Raw genomic sequence first — 19,115 nt, forward strand, 5'->3', positions numbered from 1 at the left:
ACCGCGCCAGGGGCTCGGCCGCATCCGCCGGGCAGGCGACCCCACCGTCAACTCCGGTCGGCGATACGACAGTTTGATACGCGGCGTATTAAATACATGATGTATCGTTCCCGCGTGGCTCCATCGAAGACTGCTTCCACCGATTCCGGCCGCCCGCCCCGCCGGCGTGCCCACACCCGTGCCCGGCTGCTCGACGCCGCCGGGCAGGTGCTGGTCGCGCAGGGGTACGCGAAGACCACCATCGAGGACGTGTGCGCGGCGGCCGGGTACACCCGGGGGGCCTTCTACTCCAGTTTCGAGAGCAAGCAGGACCTCGTCCTCGCGCTGTTCGACCATCACTCCGCGCACCGGCTCGACCAGTTGGAGGGCCTGCTGCAGCATCCGGCTCCGGGGGCGGCCCGACGGATCGGGGAACTGCTCCTGGCGGTCGACCCCGACGAACGGGGCTGGATCCTGCTCTTCCTGGAGTTCCGGCTCGATGCGGCCCGCAGCCCGGAGCTCAGCGCACGGCTCCACGAACACGACAAGGCCGTCACCGGGGCCCTCGCCCGCCTGCTGGAGCGCCACGGCACGAGCGTCGACGCGCAGAGCCTCGCCATGTTCCTGCTCGCCTCCCGCGAGGGCATCCTCGCCCGGACCGCCCCGGGCGGACCCGGCAGCGACGAAGCGTGGCGCGCCGCAGTCGACGTGGTCGCCGAACTGCTGCCCACCCTGCTGCCCTCGCTGGAACAGGCGCCCTGAGCAGCTCCGCCCACCCCTGCCGCCCGGCCAACTGAGAGGCGTCATGCCCGCAACCGCCCAGTCGGACCCACAGCGCTGGAAAGCGCTGTTATTCATCGGCATCGCCCAGTTGATGGTCGTGCTCGACACGACCATCGTGAACATCGCCCTGCCCTCGGCCCAGCACGACCTCGGCATCTCCGACGGCAGCCGGCAGTGGGTGATCACCGCCTACTCGCTGGCGTTCGGCAGCCTGCTGCTCTTCGGTGGCCGCATCGCCGACCTCACCGGCCGCAGACGCGCGTTCATCATCGGCCTGCTCGGCTTCGCGGGCGCATCCGCGCTGGGCGGCCTCGCGGTCAGCCCCGGGATGCTGCTCGCCGCCCGCGCCCTGCAGGGCGTGTTCGGCGCACTGCTCGCCCCGGCCGCGCTCTCGCTGCTCGCGGTCACCTTCACCGAACCCAAGGAGCGGGCGAAGGCGTTCGGGATCTACGGCGCGATCTCCGGTGCCGGCGGGGCCGTCGGCCTGATCATGGGCGGTGCGCTGACCGAGTACCTGAACTGGCGCTGGGCGCTGTTCGTCAACATCCCGTTCGCCGTCGCGGCCGTGTTCGGCGCCGTCACCGTGGTGCGCGAGCCGATGGGCGCCCGCAACGGCGCCCGGCTGGACCTCCCCGGTGTCGTCCTCGCCACCGCCGGCCTGCTGTCGCTGGTGTACGGGTTCACCCGTGCCGAGTCCGACGGCTGGACCGCCCCCGTCACCGTCGCGCTCTTCATCACCTCGGTGGTCCTGCTCGGCGTGTTCGTCCTGGTCGAGAGCAAGGCCCCGGCCCCCCTGCTGCCGCTGCGGGTGGTGACCGAGCGCAACCGGGGCGGCATCTACCTCTCCCTGGGACTGGCCGTCATCGGCATGTTCGGGCTCTTCCTGTTCCTGACCTACTACCTGCAGGTCGTGAAGGGCTACACGCCGGTCCGCACCGGATTCGCCTTCCTGCCGATGATCGTCGGCATGGTGACCGGGTCGACGCAGATCGGCACCCGGCTGATGACCCGGCTGCCGCCCCGGCTCCTGATGGGTCCGGGCTTCCTGACCTCGGCCCTCGGCATCGCGCTGCTCACCCAGATCAAGGTCGACAGTTCGTACGTCGGCCTGATCCTGCCCGCACAGGTGCTCCTCGGCCTCGGAATGGGCACGGCGTTCATGCCCGCCATGAGCCTGGCCACCCGCAGCGTGCAGCCGCAGGACGCCGGCGTGGCCTCCGCCATGGTCAGCACCTCCCAGCAGGTCGGCGGCTCCATCGGCACCGCCCTGCTGAACACCATCGCGGCCGGTGCCACCACCAACTGGCTCGCCGAGAAGGCCCGTTCCGGCGCCGACCCGGCCAAGCTGGCCAACGCGGCGGCCGTGCACGGCTACGCCACCGCGATCTGGTGGGCCGTCGGCATCCTCGCCGTGGCCGCGGCCGTCGCCTTCCTCCTCATCAACGCCAGGCAGCAGAACGGCAGTACGGGGTCCGGCGACACCGAGGCCGAGAAGGCCGACGCCGTTCCGACGGCGACCCCCCACTAGGTCGTGTCCGGCCGCCGAAACGCGTGCGGAGCCGCCGGACGGGGTCCGGCGGCTCCGCACGCGTACCACCTCGCACACACCTACGGGTTCGTGAGGACCGCCTTCATCACCGAACCGGCCGCCACGGCCGCGAGCGCGGTCCCGTGGTCGTGCAGCGGGTAGGACGACACCAGGCTGGCCAGGTCGAAGCGGGCCGTGAGGGCGGGCAGCAGGCGTACGTACTCGACGAGGTGCGCGCCGGTGAACGCCCAGGATCCGACGACATCGAGCTGCCGGTAGACGATCTGGTGCGGGTTGAACAGGGTGTCGCCCGCGTCCGTGTACTGGCCGATGACCAGGTAGGAGCCGCCCCGGCGGGCGAGGGTGAGGCCCTGCGCGACCGCCCCGGGCACGCCCGCGCACTCGATCACGAGGTCGGCCCCGGCTCCTCCGGTCTCCGCGCGGACCCGGTCCAGGACGGCCTCGGCGTCGCCGGGCGCGGTGATGTCGAGGTGCACGTCGCCGATGCCGGCGGCGGCCGCGAGGGCCAGTCGGCTGTCGGGACCGCCCACGAGGATGACCTTGGCAGCCCCGGCGAGCCGGGCGAACGCGGCGGCCGCGAGGCCCACCGGACCGCTGCCCTGGACCACGACCGTCTCGCCGAGGCGCACCGGCCTGCGTTCGAGGAGGGCGTGCACCACGGTCGGCCCCGCGCAGGCCAGGGACATGGCGGCGAGCGGGTCGATGCCGTCGTCCAGCTTCACGACGGTCGTACCGGCCTGCAGCACGATGAACTCGGCCCAGGCGCCCGAGAGCTCGGGGCCGTCGGTGGTGGAGCGGTTGACCCCGTAGGTGCGGCGGTTCTCGCACAGGGTCGGCTCACGGTGCAGCCGGCACGGGACGCAGGAGCCGCAGGCGATCGAGGACGCCCACATCACGGTGTCGCCGGTCTTCAGTGCGGTTCCCGTGGCGTCGTGCCCGGGGGCGCCCGGACCGAGCTCGTGGACGGTGCCGAGGCCTTCGTGGCCGAGGACCAGCGGGGTGGGGATCGGCAGGTGGCCCTGCTGGAGGTGGAGGTCGGTGCCGCAGATCCCGCCGTGGCGGCAGGCGACGAGCATCCCCCCGACCGGGGCGGGCGGGACCTCGTACTCCCGCAGCGCGAGCGGCCGGCCGAACTCCTCCAGGACGACGGCCTTCCCGCGCATCACGCCGACACCCCTTCGAGGGCGTCGAGGAAGGGGGCGTCGAGGATGCGCAGGGGCTCGGTGTCCCGGCACACGACGTAGTCGGGCCGCGGCTCACCGGTCCAGCTCGGCAGGTTGGCGGTGTCGTTGTAGGTGGCGATGAGCAGTCGGCGTGGGAAGGGTGACATGTTGGGTGCGGAGCCGTGCACGATCTCGGGCGAGAAGAAGACGAGAGAGCCGGCCGGGCCCTTGGGGCTGACCATGCCGCGTTCGGCGACCAGGGTGGAGAGCTGGTCGGGAGTCAGCGCGATGTCCTCCGGGTCCAGGTGCTGGGCGGACTTGGCCTCGGCCGAGCGGCTGCCGCGCACCGGGCCGTGGCGGTGCGATCCGGACACGAAGATCATGGGGCCGTTGAACTCGTCGACGGCGTCGAGGAAGACGCCGACGTTGACCTGGAGCGGGGCGGGCAGCCGATCGGCGAGGCGCCAGGCGACGTAGTCCTGGTGCCAGGACCACTTCTCGCCGCCGAACGCCGGCTTGGCGTTGATCTTGAGCTGGTACACGTACACGTCGTCCGTGAGCAGTTGCCGCACCGGCGCGAGCATCCGGGGGTCCCGGATCAGCCCGGCGTACTCGGGCTGCCGGTGGTGCGAGGCGTACACCGCGCGCACCTCGTCCCGGGACTCCTCCCTGATCACCTGCGGACCGTGAACGCGGCAGTCGCGCTGGAACGCGGCCCGGAGCCGTTCCACCTCCCGGTCGTCCAGCACGGACTCCACGAGGAGGAACCCGTCCTCGTGGTACCGGGCGATCTGTTCTTCGCTGAGATGCATGGGTGTTCCTCCGTATGACGTGAGTGGCGGGTGCGGGGCGTGCCGGACCGGGTGCTCAGGTCAGAACGGCCGGTCGCCGGCGATCGCGGTCCGGTCCACGACCCGGCGGTTCGGGTGGTAGTCCGAGGTGGCGTAGTGCTGCACGGCCCGGTTGTCCCAGAAGGCGATCGACTTCGCCTCCCAGCGGAAGCGCACCTGGTATTCGGGGTACTCCAGCTGGCGGAAGAGGTAGGCCAGCAGCTCCTCGCTCTCGTCCGCCGGCAGGCCCGCGATGTGGGTGGTGAAGATCGACGTCAGGAACAGCGTCTTGCGCCCGGTCTTCGGGTGGGTGCGCACCAGCGGGTGCTCCACCGGCGGGTAGACCCCCTGGAAGTGCGCCCGCTGCTCGTCCGTCATCAGCTCACGGTAGTTGGCCGACGGGGTGAAGTCGTTGACCGTCTTCAGCCCGTCGATGCGCGCCTTCACCTCGTCCGGGAGGTTGTCGTAGGCGGCGGCCGCATCCGTGAACAGGGTGTCGCCGCCGCCCCCTTCGGGCAGTTCCACCATGCGCAGGACGGCGCCGAGCGGGGGGCGCTCGATCCACGGGAAGTCGTAGTGCCAGACGTTCTCGAAGCCGGGGTTCTGCTTGCCCTTCTCCAGCCGCACGACGTCCTCGCCGGTACCCGCCGGCAGGAACGGGTGCCCCTCGATCGCGCCCCACCGGCACGCGAAGGCCCGCTGCTGCTCGGCGGTGAGGTCCTGGTCGCGGAAGAACAGCACCTTCCATTCGAGCAGGGCCCGGTCCAGCTCGCCGAACACCTCGTCGCTCAGCGGGGTGCGCAGGTCGATGCCGTGGATCTCGGCGCCGATCAGCGGTCCCGACGGACGCACCTCGAAGTGCTCGTACGGGCCGCCCTGCCGGCCCTCCGCGAGCCTGCGCAGGAGCCGGGGGCCGTGATAGTCCGTCCGGCCCTCGATGCCACGGCGGGCCAGTGACCGCACCTCCGCCAGCTCGGCGTCGACGCCCGTGTGCTCGGGGTGGGTCGGGGTGGTCGTCATTTCGGTGGACCTCCTGGTCCTCGGGGCGCGGGTGCGCCGGGGTTGGTGGGGCCGTCGCCTCGGGGCGGGGCCGTTACGCGTCCGCGGACCGCAGCCGCGCGGCGAGGAGCGGCCCGATCTCCGCCAGGGCCGACGGCCGCATCATGCGGTGGTGGGTGGCCGGCACGTCGTGGGATTCGACCGCGCCGCCGATGTGGCCCGCCCAGGCCGCCGCGGTGCTGCGGCCCGGTTCGTACGGGTCGCCGGGGTCGGACTCCGCGGCCCGGAAGAACAGCAGTCCGCCGTGGAACCTGCCGGGCCTGAACCCGGCCATCAGGTCGAGGTCGTTGCGGTAGACGTCGCGGAGCTCGGCCCGGGCCCGGTCGTCCCCGAGGAGGGAATCGTCGTCGCCGACCGACTGGAGCAGGGTGCGGTCGAACTCGTCCTCGCTGAACCCGGGCAGGTCGGCCCGAAGCCGGTCGTCCACGGGATAGGAGTCCACCATCACGAGCAGGTCGACCACCTCGCCCTCGCGCTCCAGGAGGGTGGCCATGGCGTGGGCCACCAGCCCGCCGAAGGACCAGCCGAGTATCCGGTAGGGGCCCCCGGGGCGCACCGCACGGATCTGTGCCACGTAGTCGGCGGCCATGTCCTCGACGGTGGCCGGGAAGCCCGGCGCCTCCCCGGGGCCGCGCCGCGCCTGGAGCGCGTACACGGGCTGGTCGGGGCCCAGGTGCGGCAGGAGCCCCGCGTACGGCCAGCCCATTCCGGCAGCCGGGTGGACGCAGAACAGCGGGGGCCGGGAGCCCTCCGCGCGCAACGGCAACAGGGACTGCGGCGCGGCGCCGGACGACGGGTCCGCGATCCGCCGTGCGAGCCCGGCCGGGCTCGGGGACTCGAACAGGGCGTGCACTTCCAGCGGCGTGCCGAGCGCGGCCCTGATCCGCGCGACGAGGCGGGCGGCGAGGAGGGAGTGCCCGCCGAGGTCGAAGAAGTTCTCGTCGACACCGACCGCGGGCACCTCCAGTACCTGGGCGAAGAGGCCGCACAGGACCCGCTCCTGCTCGGTGGCCGGTTCGCGGGCCGGTGCGCCGCCGGTGAGCCGGGGCTCGGGCAGCGCCCGGCGGTCCAGCTTTCCGTTCGGCGTGAGCGGAAGCTCCGCCAGCTCGACGACGACCGAGGGCACCAGGTGGGCCGGCAGCCTCGCCCGGACGAACTCGCGCACCGCGGCCGTGTCGCACCCCCGCGTCTGCGGTACGACGTATCCGACGAGCCGCCGGTCCCCGGGCCTGACCTCGCGGGCCACCACCTCGGCGTGGACGATACCGGGGCAGGCGGCAAGGGCCGCCCTGATCTCGCCGGGCTCGATCCGGAATCCACGGACCTTGATCTGGTCGTCGGACCGGCCGTGGTACTCCAACTGCCCGTCGGGCAGCCAGCGGACCACGTCCCCGGTCCGGTACATCCGGCTGCCCGGCGGCCCGTACGGGTCGGCGACGAACCGTACGGCGGTGAGTCCGGGGCGGTTCAGGTAGCCCCGGGCGACCCCGGCCCCGGCGAGGTACAGCTCTCCGCGCACCCCCTCCGGGGCCAGGCGCAGGCCGGCGTCCAGGACGTACGCCCTGATGTTGGGGATCGGCCGGCCGATCGGGGCGGCGGGCGGCCACTCGTCGACGTCCGCCGCCAGGGTGTGGGCCGTCACCAGGTGGGTCTCGCTCGGGCCGTAGTGATTGTGCAGCCGGCGCCCGGCGCTGCCCCGCACGAACTCGCGTACCTGGCGGCTCGGGGTGAGCGCCTCACCGCCCTGCGCCAGGACCCGCAGCGACGGGATGGTCCACCCCTGGTCGAGGGCCGCCTCGCACAGGGCCTCCAGGACGAGGTTGGGGGCGAAGAGCTCGTTCACGCACTCCGCGTCAAGCCAGGCGGCGAGCAGCTTGGGGTCGCGCCGGACCTCCTCGGCCGGCACCACCAGGGTCTTGCCGAACAGCACCGCGGACAGGATCTCCTGCACGGACACGTCGAAACTGAGCGCGGTGAACTGGGCGATCCTGGCCCCGGCGGCCGAGGGGAAGGCCTCGTCGTGCCACGACAGGAGGTTGACCATCGCCCGCCCCGGCATCACCACGCCCTTGGGCCGGCCGGTGGTGCCCGAGGTGTAGATGACGTACGCGGGATGCGCCGGGTCGAGCCGGCCCGGCCGCTGCTCGTCGTCGATCCCCGTGCCGGCCAACCGGTCCAGCTCGCCCAGGGTGCCGGACTCGTCGAGGACCAGCCGGGGGGCGTCCGTGTGCGGCAGCCGCCGGGCCGTGTCCACAGTCGTCAGCACGACGGCGGGCACGGTGTCGCTCAGCATGAACGACAGCCTCTCGGCGGGATATTCGGGATCGACGGGGAGGTAGCAGCCGCCCGCTTTGAGGACGGCGAGGACGGCAACGGCGAGCAGGGCCGAGCGGGGCAACGCGACGGCGACGATCCGCTCGGGCCCGACGCCCCGCGAGATGAGGAGCCGGGCGAGCCGGTTCGAGGCGGTATCCAGCTCCCGGTAGGTCAGCGTGGTCTCCGCCGAGACCACGGCCGGCAGGTGCGGGGTGTCCTCGGCCTGCCGGGCGAACAGCTCCGTGAGGCCGGCTTCCGGGTACTCGCGCTCGGGGCCGCCGAGTTCGGTGAGCAACCGGGTCCGCTCGCCCTCGGTGAGCAGATCGACGGAGCCGACCCGCATGTCCCGGTCCGTACTGAAGGCGCGCAGGAGGCGCAGGAAGCGCGCGTGGTGCGCGGCCAGCTCGTCGGCTTCGTAGCGGGCCGAGTTGGCGACCAGATCGATGCGCAGCCCCAGGCCGTCCGCGCGGTCGAAGGCCGTGAACGACAGGTCCTCGACGATCCCCTGGGTCAGGTGGTGGGCGGTGGCGGGCCGACCGGCGAACTGCAGGTCGTAGTCGAAGGCCATGATGTTGACCATGGGACCGGTCCGGTAGCGCCCCGTGTCCGGCAGGCCGAGGTCGCGCCCCAGGCGCTCACCGCGGTGACGCTGACGCCGGATCATCTCCCGGAATCCACCGGCGACTTCACGGACGAGCTCGTGCAGCGTGAGGTCCGGGCGGACCGTGACGCGCAGGGGCAGGGCGTTGGAGTACATCCCCGGCGTGGTGCGCGCCGCGGCGTCGGTGCGGGCGGCCATCGGCAGGCTCAGGATGACGTCCTGTGCGCCGGTGAGCCGGTGGACCTGGGCGGCCGCGGCGGCGATCACCAGCACGGACCAGTGGGTGCGGGCCGAGCGGGCGGCGGCCTTGAGCTGCTCGGTCTCGGCTACGGAGAGGCTGCCGGTGTGACTGGCCTGTCCCTGCGCGGCGGGCCCGCCCGGCGGTTGGGAGGCGAGGGTGGCGACTTCCGGTCCGTCCGCGAACCGGGTCGTCCAGTACGCCCGGTCCGCCGCGCCCCGGTCGGAGGCCTGGTAGTCCGCGTCGTCCGCCAGCATCTTCCGGATGGCCCCGTACCGGCCGGCCGGCCGGGGGAGTCCCGCGGTCATCGCGGCGTAGAGCTCGGACACCCGCTGGGCGATCAGCGCGCCCGTGTGCCCGTCCGCGACCGCGTGGTGGGCGCTGAGGTACCAGAAGCTGCGATCCGGCCCCAGGCTGAACAGCGCGTAGGAGAAGAGCGGCCCTCGGGAAAGGTCCATCCGGCGGGACAGGTCGGCCCGCATCCAGGCCAGCGCGGCGGCCGCGGGGTCCGGTTCGCCGCAGACGTCGAGGACCGGGAAGTCCCAGTCGGAGAAGGGGGTCACGCGCTGCCGGGGCTCACCGTCCTCCTCGACGAACACGGCGTGCATCGGGACGGCCTCCGCGACGGCCTGCCGCATCGCCGTTTCGAAGACCCGTCGGTCGATGGCCCCGTGGAGTTCCAGGTATTCACCGACGCGCTGCTGCGGAGCGGTCGGATCGACCTGTTCGGCCAGCCACATCTCACGCTGGGCCGTTGACACGGGAAGGCGCATGTCGCCGGATCCTGACCCTGACACTTCTCTCACACTCCTCATGGTGCGCACCGGCCGGCGGGTTCCCACCGAATAAAAGGACAGAATGCGGAGGACACACGGGAAATTCGGGAAGCAACGGGAAGAAAAGCACATCGCGGTCCCGACCGGACAACCCGGCCCCGCCTGACCCCACTACGAGAAGAATGCTAGGCGCGGGCGCTAAACCTCCACATGCACGCCACTTGCATTTCACCCCGCTAAAGCGCCCCTTAATCCCGTCGGATATCATTCTCCAGGATGACTGAAATCCCCTGATCCGGCTTTAGATTCGCGCTCTATGAACAATCCAGCGCCTCCCCGCCCGGATCCGGCAACGAGTCGTCGCCCGGCAGCGCACATCCTTCGCGACCTGACCACCCCGGCGCCCCGGCCGCGCGTCCCCGCCCTCGCCGCGTACGCCTGCCTGCTGATCGGGCTGATCGACCTCGCGGCCGCCGTCTTCCCCGGCTTCCGCCACAGCCGGGTGCGCCTGCTGGCCGGTCAACTGCCCGGTGGCACCACCACGGTGACCGCGGTCGGCTCGCTGATGGTCGGCGTGCTGCTCGTACTGCTGGCGCACGCGCTGCGCCGCCGCAAGCGGCGGGCCTGGCGGGCGGTGGTCGTGCTGCTCCCCGTGGGCGGGCTGCTGCACCTCCTGCGGTGGCACACCACCGCCACCGGTGTGATGTCGTTCGCGCTGCTCCTGGTGGTGCTGCTGTACCGGCGGGAGTTCTACGCGCTGTCCGACCCGCGCACCCGTTGGCGAGCGCTGCTGAGCTTCGTCGCGGTGGGCGGCGTCTCCCTCGTGCTGGGGCTGCTGATCACCAATGTGCACCCGGACTACGAGGCCGGCTCGCCCTCGCTGGAGGAGCGGCTGCGGCACACCGCGTACGGGCTCGTCGGAGTCGAGGGGCCGGTGCGCTACACCTCGGATCGGGTCGCGGACCTGGTCGGCTACTCACTCGGCGCGCTCGGTCTGATCACCCTGCTGACCACCTCCTACCTGTTCCTGCGGCCCGAGAAACCGCTGGCGGAGCTCTCCGCGGACGACGAGGCCCGGGTGCGTGAGCTGCTCGAACGGCACGGGGAACGCGACTCGCTGGGGTACTTCGCGCTGCGGCGCGACAAGAGCGTGCTGTTCTCGCCGACCGGCAAGGCCGCCATCGCCTACCGCGTCGAGTCCGGTGTGATGCTCGCCTCCGGCGACCCCATCGGCGACGTCGAGGCCTGGCCCGGAGCGATCAAGGCGTTCATGGACGAGGCCAGGCGGCACGCCTGGGTGCCCGCCGTGATCGGGTGCGGCGAAACCGGCGGCGAGGTGTGGACGCGCGAAGCGGGACTGGACGCCCTGGAGCTGGGTGACGAAGCGGTCGTGCACACGGCCGACTTCTCGCTGAGCGGGCGGGTCATGCGCAATGTGCGCCAGATGGTCAAACGCGTCGAGCGCAACGGCTACTCCTGCAAGGTCCGCCGGGTCCGCGACCTCGACGACGCGGAGCGGGCGCGGATCGCGGCCGCGGCGGCCCGCTGGCGCGGCACCGACATCGAGCGGGGCTTCTCCACCGCCCTCGGCCGCTTCGGCGACGCGGAGGACACCGGCTGCGTGGTGGTCACCGCACACCACTCCCCGGACGTCGGATCGGACGAGGCGGGCGGGAGGCCGGATGCCGACGACCTCGCCGCCGTGCTGCACTTCGTGCCCTGGGGCCCCGAGGGAATCTCGCTGGAACTGATGCGCCGGGACCGCGCCGCCGACCCCGGCCTCAACGAGCTGCTGATCGTCGCCGTTCTCCAGGCGGCGCCCGCCCTCGGGATACGCCGGGTCTCGCTCAACTTCGCGATGTTCCGCTCAGCCCTGGCCCGGGGAGAACGGCTCGGCGCGGGACCGGTGCTGCGGGCCTGGCGAGGGCTGCTCGTCCTGCTCTCGCGCTGGTTCCAGATCGAGTCGCTGTACAAGTTCAACGCGAAGTTCCAGCCGGAGTGGGTGCCGCGCTTCCTGGTCTTCCCGCACACCCGCGATCTGCCGCGGATCGGGCTCGCGGCGATGCAGGCGGAGGCCTTCATCACCCTCGGCCGACCCCGGTGGGGCCGCAAGCCGCTGCGGCAGGGGCTCGCGGGGGCGGGAGCCGGTACGGCTCGTCCGGCCCCGCGAGCGGAGCGCGTCGCGGGGCCGGACGAGCCGTAGGGATGCGGTCAGCCCGTTCAGCAGGCGAGATGGGCGAGTGTGTGCTCTTCGAGGCCGGCGTCCCGGGCCAGGACCGACTGCTGCAACTGCCGCAGCCTGGGCCCCGGTTCGATGCCGATCTCGTCGATGAGGACGCGCCGGATGCGGTTGTAGATCATGAGGGCTTCGGCCGGCCGGCCGCTGCGGTACAGCGCGAGCATGAGAAGACCGTGGAAGGTCTCCCGCATCGGCTGTTCGTCGATCAACCCGTAGAGCTCGCCGACCAGCGGCTTGTGCCGTCCCAGGAGCAGTTCCGTCTCGGCCCGCTCCTCCAGCGCTGCCGACCGCTTCTCGTCCAGTTGGTGGCCCAGGCTCTGCAATGCCGGAACCGTGGACAGGTCCGCCAGCGCCGGGCCGGTCCACAGCCCGAGTGCCCGGGAGAGCAGCTCCGAGGCCTCCTCCAGCCGGCCCACCGCCCGCAGCTCCCCGGCGCGCAGGCACAGCGATTCGAAGCTGTGCAGGTCCAGGGTGAACGGGGCGAGTTCCATCATGTAGCCGGGCGGCCTGGTCAGCAGCCCGGACACGTCGAAGCCCGCACCCGCCAGATGCTTGCGGAGCCGGGAGACGTACACCTGCAAGGCGGTGGACGCGGTACGCGGCGGCGCCCCCGACCAGAGGGAGTCGATGAGCTGCGACGCGGACAGTGGGCGGCCGTCGTTCAGGCACAACAGCGCCAGCAAGGCCCGGAGCTTCAACGCCTGCGGAGTGCGCGGCGTCCCGCCGTCCGTCTCCACTGCAAGTGCTCCGAGAACGCGAAAGTACACGATTCTTCTCATCCCCCCGGTCAGAAGACCCGGAATCCTCAGAACCGATGGTCCGGTGAGTCCGGGCATGGTGTGTGAAGAAAGCAGAAGTCGCGCCGACAGCCCCCGGCACAGGTTGACGACTGCACACCTTCACGCATGCGTCCCCCGCCGGCGCGCCCGAATTTCCGATGGCGACCCGAGGACACCGGGCCACCTGGATTCCCCCAAGCCGACCCGGCCTGGTATGCGCCGGGTCATGAATTCAGGACCCTATCACGCGCCGGATGGGCAACCCCGGCCCCGGCGGGAGGAACTCCGGACCGCCGGTTCGGACGCAAAGATTCCGCTTGAATCCATGACTGACGGGCGAATTTCGAGCAATAGTCGAAGAACCAGACATACTGCCAGATTTCCGGATGGCGCTCATTGATAAAGGAATTCCACGGATTCGAGGTTCACTTGGGAGTCCACACCCGGGCCTGGAACCGGTCGACTTCCCTGACGGAAACTCAAGACGTTCCTGACCCGCCCGCCCATCACGGCCCCCTCCGCAGGAGGGCAACGGCGCGGCCTGGCTGCGCTCGGTGGGCGGACGGCACCACTCGGCCGGGACGCTGCCGACAGCCCGGGGGCGAACCACTCGTCATGTCCACTGGCGGGTGAATCTCGGCGCGGCGCCAGACCGGCGGGGCGCCTCATGCTCTACAGTTCCGATCGAAGTCCTGCACGTTTTGCCAGGTCAGGGCATCGTTTTTACTCATGCCCTGACGGCTGTTCGAGGTGGGGCGGGTGGGACTCGAACCCACGACCAAGGGATTATGAGTCCCCTGCTCTAACCGGCTGAGCTACCGCCCCGGTTCGCCGCGTGCGCCGGTCGTCGACCACGGCAGCAGCAGACGGCCCCGAAAGGACGTCCCGCGCAGCATAGCCGGTCGATCACCCGTGGTGCGCGCCGGGGGCGCGCACGGGTACGCACAGGCGTGCGCCTGTCCTGATTGCGCAGTTCGGGTGGCGCCCGGACGGCCGCACGGGCAGCCTGGACGGATGACGACACGTGGGACGGGAGCCGCGGCCGGGGCGCTCGCGGTACTGCTGGCCGCGGCGGGCTGCACCACCTCGGCCGGGCCCGGCGGGGGCGCTCCGACGGTCAGCTCGGCCCCGGCCACCCGCTCCGCCCGCCCCTCCGGATCCGCCCCGGCCTCCGGCGGCGGCCACGGCTGGAGCCGGCAGCGGCTCAGGGGCGCCGTCGCCAGGCACACCGGGGTCACCCGCACCGCCAGGGCCACCGTGCTCAACGGCCTGGTCGGCGCCGTCTTCACCCGCAACGCGGACGGCGACCACTTCTGCACCGCCAGCGTCGTCGACAGCGCCGGGCTCAACCTCATCGTCACCGCCGCGCACTGCGTCTGGGACCCCCAACTCGGCCAGCGCAGCGACCTCGTCTTCGTCCCCGGCTACCGCAACGGCGACACCCCCAGCGGCGTCTGGCCGCTGATCGCCGTCACCGTCGACGACGGCTGGAAGGACCACGCCGACCCGGACGTGGACGTCGCCTTCGCGGTCGTCCAGGCCCAGAACGGGCAGCAGGTGCAGCAGGTGCTCGGCGCCAACAAGCTGGGCATCGGCCTCGGCTACCAGTTGCCCGTGCGGATCACCGGCTACCCCGGCACCAGCGACGTCCCGATCACCTGCGCCAACAACACCACCGAGCAGAGCTCCACCCAGCTGCGGATCGACTGCCCCGACTACACCGGCGGCACCAGCGGCAGCCCCTGGGTGACCGACTTCGACCCGAGCACCAGGACCGGCACCGTGGTCGGCGTGATCGGCGGCTACCAGCAGGGCGGCGACAGCCCGGACACCTCGTACAGCAGCTACTTCGGCGACCGCGTCCAGGCGCTCTACGACCGGGCCACCGGCTGACCGGAGGGGCGGCAGTGGCGCCGCCGGGCACGGCCTGATAGATCTTCCTCTCGAACGGCGGAACGCACGGACCCGGTGCCCGCCCCGAGGAACGAGACGGAGCCCCGATGGCCCCCCGCCCGGCACGGCCCCCGCGCGCCGCACGGACGGTCGCGCTGGCGGCCCTGCTGCTCGCCGCCGGAACCGCGTGCGACGGGGGCGAGCAGGACCAGGCGCCCGCCGCCGAGGTCGCGCAGCAGAGCAACACCCGCGACCGGATCGGCACCCTCTCGGTCCGCACCGCGCAGGGCCCCCGGGCCTGCACGGCGAGCGTCGTCCGCAGCCCCAGGCACAACCTGCTGGTCACCGCCGCGCACTGCGTGCAGAACCGCCGGATCGGCCTGCTGGACGGCCTGGTGTTCACCCCCGGCTACCGCAACGGCTTCATCCCGTACGGCAGTTGGCCGGTGAAGTCGATCACCGTCGACCCGCGCTGGGCGGACGACGACGACCCCGAGTACGACGTGGCCTTCGTCACCGTCGGCACGGTCGGCGGCAAGCAGGTCGAGGACGCCGTCGGCGGCAACCCGATCGCCACCGGCCAGGGCTTCGGGCTCGCCGTCTCGGTGACCGGCTACCCGAACGAGCGCGACGAGCCGATCACCTGCGCGGCCAGGACCCGCTCGCAGAGCCCGACCCAGGAGCGCTTCGACTGCGACGGCTACACCGACGGCACCAGCGGCAGCCCGTGGGTGACGGACAGCGGCGCGGTCGTCGGCGTGATCGGCGGCTACCAGGAGGGCGGCGAGACGGCCGGCACCTCCTACAGCGTCACCTTCGACCAGCGGGTCTCCGCGCTCTACCGGGAAGCGACCGCCTGAACCCGCGAGGCAGTCGCCCGAACCCGGGGGCAACCACCCAGCTCCGGAGGCGGTCGCCCGAGCCGCCCGGCCGTCGCGAGGTGACGAAGGCAACACGAAGGCCCCCCGGTCATCCGAGGGGCCTTCGCTCTGAGCAGTCACCGGGCGGACCCGATGAAGCTCCCGCATTTGGACTCGAACCAAAAACCTGCCGGTTAACAGCCGGCTGCTCTGCCAATTGAGCTATGCGGGATCGCGGTACCGAACTTCCGTACCACGGACGGGAGGAGGGCTCTTGCAAGACCTCTCCCGAGCTCCCCCAATTGGACTCGAACCAATAACCTGCCGATTAACAGTCGGCTGCTCTGCCAATTGAGCTATGGGGGATCGGCTTCCGCCTCGGCCCCCGGTTCCCCGGGCTCCTCGGCGCTCGCTGCGGGACATACATTAGCGCACTCGGGGGGGTGGTCCGCCAATCGCTTTCGCCGGACCGCCCCCGGGGCTCCCGCGCGGCCTCCCGCGCGGCGTGCCCGGCGCGCGCCCGGCACGGCCCCCGGGGATGCTGGGGGCACGGACGGTTCGCCGTCCCGACGGACGGGTAGGGCAATGCGGCAGAAGGCCGCCAGGAGAGGGTGGATCCGATCATGTGGAAGCTGTCGTTGGCCGCGGGGTTCGCGGCCGGCTACGTCCTGGGCTCCAGGGCCGGGCGCCGGCGCTACGACCAGATCACGAAGGTCACCCGGCAGATCGCCCAGAACCCCACGGTGCAGGGCGCCGCAGACCGAGCCAGGCAGCAGGCCGGCGCGGTCGCCGGGAAGGCCGCCGGCGCCGTCGCGGACAAGGTCGGCGACCGGCTGCCGAACGCCGTCACCGACCGGGTGCCGTACTTCAACCGTTCCCGGGCCGAGGACGACGGCTGGGGTACCTTCCGCCCGTGACGGGACGGTGACGCCAGGGTGTACCGGGGCCCTGCGTCCCGTCCCGAACGGGCAACACCTCACCCGGCCCGGACGCGTCCCGGGCCGGGCTGAGGCATGATCTCGACATGGCCATCGTCGCGGGGATAGACAGCTCGACCAACCGCACCCGGATCGTCGCGTGCGACGCCGACACCGGCGCCGTCCTGCGCTCCGGCAAGGCGCCGCACCCCGTCCCCGAGGACCCGGACACCCGCCCCGGCGAGGCCGACCCGCAGCTGTGGCTGCACTCGCTCGGCGACGCCGCCGCCGGCGGCCTGCTGGAGGGCGTCCGGGCCATCGGCGTCAGCGCGCAGCAGCACGGCATGATCGGCCTGGACGCGGGCGGGGTGCTGGTCCGGCCGGCGATCCTCTGGAACGACCCGCGCTCCAGCGGCGCCGCCGCCAAGCTGCTGGACGCGCTCGGCGGCCCGGCCGCCTGGACCGCCGCGATCGGCGCCGTCCCCAGCCCGACCTACACCATCGCCAAGCTGCGCTGGCTGGCCGAGTTCGAGCCCGCCAACGCCCGCCGGGTGGCCGAGGTGCTGCTCCCGCACGACTGGCTGGTCTGGCAGCTCCTCGGCCACCCCAGGCGCCGCACCACCGACCGGGGCGACGCCTCCGGCACCGGCTACTGGTCCCCGATCACCGGCGAGTACCGGCAGGACCTGGTCGAGCTGGCGCTCGGCCACGAGCTGCGGCTGCCCGAGGTCCTCGACCCCGCCGAACCCGCCGGGCACACCCCCGAGGGCCTGCTGATCTCGGCCGGCACCGGCGACAACATGGCCGCCGCGCTCGGCCTCGGGCTGCGCCCCGGCGACGCGGTGGTCTCGCTCGGCAGCGCCGGAACGATCTTCGCCGTGCACGACCGGGCCGTGGTGGACGCCACCGGGCTGATCTCCTCCTTCGCCGACGCCGCCGGCCGCCACCTCCCGATGGTCGCCACCCTCAACGCCGCCCAGGTGCTCCGCGCCACCGCCGCCATGCTCGGCCGGGACCTGGACGGCCTGAGCGACCTCGCCCTGCACTCCTCCCCCGGCGCGTACGGGCTGGTGCTCCTCCCCTACCTGGACGGCGAGCGGACGCCGGCCCTCCCGCACGCGGCCGGCACCCTGACCGGCCTGCGGGCCGACTCGATGACGCCGCAGCACCTGGCCCGGGCCGCCGTCGAGGGCATGCTGTGCAACATCGCGGACGCCCTCGACGTGCTGCGCGCCCAGGGCGTCGCGGTGCGGCGGGTGTTCCTGCTCGGCGCGGCCGGGCGGCTGCCCGCCGTCCGGCACATCGCCCCGCCGCTGTTCGGCGTCCCGGTCGTGGTGCCGCCGCCGGGCGCCCACGCCGCCCGCGGGGCCGCCCGGCAGGCCGCCTGGGCGCTGGCCGGCACCCCGGAGCCGCCGGAGTGGGAGCTGCCGGACGCCGAGACCGTCGAGCCGGACGGGGAGCAGGACCTGGCGATCGGCTCGGCGGTGCGCCAGCAGTACCGCGCCGCCCGCGAACAGATCCACCCGGAGACGGCGGCCTGACCCCTGCTGCGGCGGCCCGACCTCGGCTGCGGCGGTCTCACCGGCCGGTGAAGATGCGTCACCCGGCGGCCGGTGGCAGCGTGGGACGGGACACGGCCACCGGCTCGAAGGGCGGCAGGACGCCATGGCGCTGCACAAGGGGGCCGGCAACGACCGCCGGCTGAGCATCGGTCCGCTGGTGGGCGCCGCCGACCCACTGGGCTCGATGAAGCTGGCACCGCCGCTGCACCGGCTCGGCGAGGGGCCCGTCACGGCCGACACCGCGTACCAGCTGATCCACGACGAGCTGATGCTGGACGGCAACGCCCGGCTCAACCTGGCGACCTTCGTCACCACCTCGATGGAGGCGCAGGCCACCCGGCTGATGACCGAGTGCCTGGACAAGAACATGATCGACAAGGACGAGTACCCGCAGACCGCCGAACTGGAGCGGCGCTGCGTGGCGATCCTCGCCGACCTCTGGCACGCCCCCGACCCGGACGCCGCGGTCGGCTGCTCCACCACCGGCTCCAGCGAGGCCTGCATGCTGGCCGGCATGGCGCTCAAGCGCCGCTGGATGCACCGCAACGCCGAGCGCTACGCGGCCGGGGCCCGGCCCAACCTGGTGATGGGCGTCAACGTGCAGGTGTGCTGGGAGAAGTTCTGCACCTTCTGGGAGGTCGAGGCCCGCACCGCGCCCATGGAGGGCGAGCGCTTCCACCTCGACGCCGAGCAAGCGGTCGCCCTGTGCGACGAGGACACCATCGGCGTGGTCGGCATCCTCGGTTCCACCTTCGACGGTTCCTACGAGCCGATCGCGGAGATCTGCGCGGCCCTGGACGACCTCCAGCAACGCACCGGCCTCGACGTCCCGGTGCACGTGGACGGCGCCTCCGGCGGCATGGTGGCGCCCTTCCTCGACCCCCAGGTGGTCTGGGACTTCCGGCTGCCCCGGGTCGCCTCGATCAACAGCTCCGGGCACAAGTACGGCCTGGTCTACCCCGGCGTCGGCTGGGCCCTGTGGCGCGACCAGGAGGCGCTGCCGGAGGAACTGGTCTTCCGGGTCAACTACCTCGGCGGCGAGATGCCGACCTTCGCGCTCAACTTCTCCCGCCCCGGCGCCGAGGTCGTCGCGCAGTACTACGTCTTCCTGCGGCTCGGCCGGGACGGCTTCCGGGCCGTCCAGGGCGCCTGCCGCGAGGTCGCCATCCACCTGTCCGAAGCGATCGGGCAGTTGGGCGGCTTCCGGCTGCTGACCCGCGGCGACCAGCTGCCGGTCTTCGCCCTCACCACCGCCGACGACGAGCCGTTCGACGTGTTCGACGTCTCGCGGCGGCTGCGCGAGCGCGGCTGGCAGGTGCCCGCGTACACCTTCCCCGCGAACCGGACGGACCTGTCGGTGCTCCGGGTGGTCTGCCGCAACGGCTTCTCGCTGGACCTCGCCGACCTGCTGCTGGCCGACCTCTCCCGGCTGCTGCCGGAGCTGCGGCGCCAGCCCGGCCCGCTCAAGGAGCTCGGGGTGCCGGCCCGGTCGGGCTTCCACCACTAGGGCGGGTGTCCGCCGGGGCGTGAACGCGGTGGGGAGTGAACGCGGTGGGGCGTGATCACGGCGG

13 protein-coding genes and 3 tRNA genes are annotated in these 19,115 nt (G+C 72.4%); 8 read left to right on the plus strand and 8 right to left on the minus strand.

What is annotated here, in order from left to right; all coding sequences use genetic code 11:
- Positions 1–114: 114 nt before the first annotated feature.
- Both ACFVTF_RS14620 and ACFVTF_RS14625 read left to right on the plus strand, forming a co-directional pair.
- The gene (locus ACFVTF_RS14620) at positions 115–741 is read left to right on the plus strand and encodes a TetR/AcrR family transcriptional regulator (protein WP_387813588.1); all 627 of its coding nucleotides are present in this window, start codon (positions 115–117) and stop codon (positions 739–741) included.
- Positions 742–784: 43 nt separating this feature from the next.
- Positions 785–2,290, plus strand: coding sequence for an MFS transporter (locus tag ACFVTF_RS14625; protein WP_387813591.1), 1,506 nt, complete (start codon positions 785–787; stop codon positions 2,288–2,290).
- Positions 2,291–2,370: 80 nt separating this feature from the next.
- Here the strand turns inward: ACFVTF_RS14625 and ACFVTF_RS14630 are convergent, their stop codons facing one another.
- The 4 genes from ACFVTF_RS14630 to ACFVTF_RS14645 form a co-directional block, all read right to left on the minus strand.
- Positions 2,371–3,474, minus strand: a complete 1,104-nt coding sequence (locus tag ACFVTF_RS14630) for a zinc-binding dehydrogenase (protein WP_387813712.1) — start codon at positions 3,472–3,474, stop codon at positions 2,371–2,373.
- Entirely contained in the window at positions 3,474–4,286 is an 813-nt protein-coding gene (locus ACFVTF_RS14635) for a phytanoyl-CoA dioxygenase family protein (protein ID WP_371516854.1), read from the minus strand. Before ACFVTF_RS14635 ends, ACFVTF_RS14630 begins: the two co-directional genes overlap by 1 nt.
- A gap of 60 nt (positions 4,287–4,346) precedes the next feature.
- Complete coding sequence (locus tag ACFVTF_RS14640; RefSeq protein ID WP_387813594.1) at positions 4,347–5,324, minus strand: TauD/TfdA dioxygenase family protein; 978 nt, start codon at positions 5,322–5,324, stop codon at positions 4,347–4,349.
- A 73-nt stretch (positions 5,325–5,397) separates the two neighbouring features.
- The gene (locus ACFVTF_RS14645; protein WP_387813597.1) at positions 5,398–9,291 is read right to left on the minus strand and encodes an amino acid adenylation domain-containing protein; all 3,894 of its coding nucleotides are present in this window, start codon (positions 9,289–9,291) and stop codon (positions 5,398–5,400) included.
- Between the two features lie 319 nt (positions 9,292–9,610).
- On the opposite strand from ACFVTF_RS14645, the gene ACFVTF_RS14650 reads away from it, so the two are divergent.
- Complete coding sequence (locus ACFVTF_RS14650; protein ID WP_387813600.1) at positions 9,611–11,497, plus strand: phosphatidylglycerol lysyltransferase domain-containing protein; 1,887 nt, start codon at positions 9,611–9,613, stop codon at positions 11,495–11,497.
- Between the two features lie 17 nt (positions 11,498–11,514).
- Here the strand turns inward: ACFVTF_RS14650 and ACFVTF_RS14655 are convergent, their stop codons facing one another.
- Together ACFVTF_RS14655 and ACFVTF_RS14660 are read right to left on the minus strand one after the other, a co-directional pair.
- A complete protein-coding gene (locus ACFVTF_RS14655; RefSeq protein WP_387813603.1) occupies positions 11,515–12,216 on the minus strand; it encodes a BTAD domain-containing putative transcriptional regulator in 702 nt (233 codons plus the stop codon).
- An 847-nt stretch (positions 12,217–13,063) separates the two neighbouring features.
- Positions 13,064–13,137, minus strand: a tRNA-Ile gene (locus ACFVTF_RS14660).
- A gap of 189 nt (positions 13,138–13,326) precedes the next feature.
- Between ACFVTF_RS14660 and ACFVTF_RS14665 the strand changes: the two genes are divergently transcribed.
- Positions 13,327–14,205 (plus strand): serine protease, encoded by an 879-nt coding sequence (locus tag ACFVTF_RS14665; protein ID WP_371516859.1) that lies wholly within the window; start codon positions 13,327–13,329, stop codon positions 14,203–14,205.
- 107 nt (positions 14,206–14,312) lie between these two features.
- Positions 14,313–15,065 carry a serine protease gene (locus ACFVTF_RS14670; RefSeq protein ID WP_371516860.1) on the plus strand — a complete coding sequence of 251 codons (753 nt, stop codon included), beginning with the start codon at positions 14,313–14,315 and terminating at the stop codon, positions 15,063–15,065.
- Between the two features lie 159 nt (positions 15,066–15,224).
- Here the strand turns inward: ACFVTF_RS14670 and ACFVTF_RS14675 are convergent.
- Together ACFVTF_RS14675 and ACFVTF_RS14680 are read right to left on the minus strand one after the other, a co-directional pair.
- Positions 15,225–15,297: transfer RNA gene (locus ACFVTF_RS14675), tRNA-Asn, on the minus strand.
- Positions 15,298–15,358: 61 nt separating this feature from the next.
- Positions 15,359–15,431: transfer RNA gene (locus tag ACFVTF_RS14680), tRNA-Asn, on the minus strand.
- Between the two features lie 245 nt (positions 15,432–15,676).
- Between ACFVTF_RS14680 and ACFVTF_RS14685 the strand changes: the two genes are divergently transcribed.
- From ACFVTF_RS14685 to ACFVTF_RS14695, 3 genes are all read left to right on the plus strand, one after another.
- Positions 15,677–15,982 (plus strand): hypothetical protein, encoded by a 306-nt coding sequence (locus tag ACFVTF_RS14685; RefSeq protein WP_350878155.1) that lies wholly within the window; start codon positions 15,677–15,679, stop codon positions 15,980–15,982.
- 107 nt (positions 15,983–16,089) lie between these two features.
- Entirely contained in the window at positions 16,090–17,523 is a 1,434-nt protein-coding gene (locus ACFVTF_RS14690) for an FGGY family carbohydrate kinase (RefSeq protein ID WP_371516861.1), read from the plus strand.
- 124 nt (positions 17,524–17,647) lie between these two features.
- Positions 17,648–19,051, plus strand: coding sequence for a glutamate decarboxylase (locus ACFVTF_RS14695; RefSeq protein WP_387813609.1), 1,404 nt, complete (start codon positions 17,648–17,650; stop codon positions 19,049–19,051).
- Positions 19,052–19,115 lie beyond the last annotated feature (64 nt).

The organism is Kitasatospora sp. NPDC057940, from assembly GCF_042887425.1.
In the GTDB taxonomy this organism is placed as follows: Bacteria; Actinomycetota; Actinomycetes; order Streptomycetales; family Streptomycetaceae; genus Kitasatospora.

Excerpts from the sequence above, each read along its gene's own strand:
- ACFVTF_RS14625 (WP_387813591.1), top strand. The coding sequence starts at position 785 with ATGCCCGCAACCGCCCAGTCGGACCCACAGCGCTGGAAAGCGCTGTTA.
- ACFVTF_RS14630 (WP_387813712.1), bottom strand. The coding sequence starts at position 3,474 with ATGCGCGGGAAGGCCGTCGTCCTGGAGGAGTTCGGCCGGCCGCTCGCG.
- ACFVTF_RS14635 (WP_371516854.1), bottom strand. The coding sequence starts at position 4,286 with ATGCATCTCAGCGAAGAACAGATCGCCCGGTACCACGAGGACGGGTTC.
- ACFVTF_RS14640 (WP_387813594.1), bottom strand. The coding sequence starts at position 5,324 with ATGACGACCACCCCGACCCACCCCGAGCACACGGGCGTCGACGCCGAG.
- ACFVTF_RS14645 (WP_387813597.1), bottom strand. The coding sequence starts at position 9,291 with ATGCGCCTTCCCGTGTCAACGGCCCAGCGTGAGATGTGGCTGGCCGAA.
- ACFVTF_RS14650 (WP_387813600.1), top strand. The coding sequence starts at position 9,611 with ATGAACAATCCAGCGCCTCCCCGCCCGGATCCGGCAACGAGTCGTCGC.
- ACFVTF_RS14665 (WP_371516859.1), top strand. The coding sequence starts at position 13,327 with ATGACGACACGTGGGACGGGAGCCGCGGCCGGGGCGCTCGCGGTACTG.
- ACFVTF_RS14670 (WP_371516860.1), top strand. The coding sequence starts at position 14,313 with ATGGCCCCCCGCCCGGCACGGCCCCCGCGCGCCGCACGGACGGTCGCG.
- ACFVTF_RS14690 (WP_371516861.1), top strand. The coding sequence starts at position 16,090 with ATGGCCATCGTCGCGGGGATAGACAGCTCGACCAACCGCACCCGGATC.
- ACFVTF_RS14695 (WP_387813609.1), top strand. The coding sequence starts at position 17,648 with ATGGCGCTGCACAAGGGGGCCGGCAACGACCGCCGGCTGAGCATCGGT.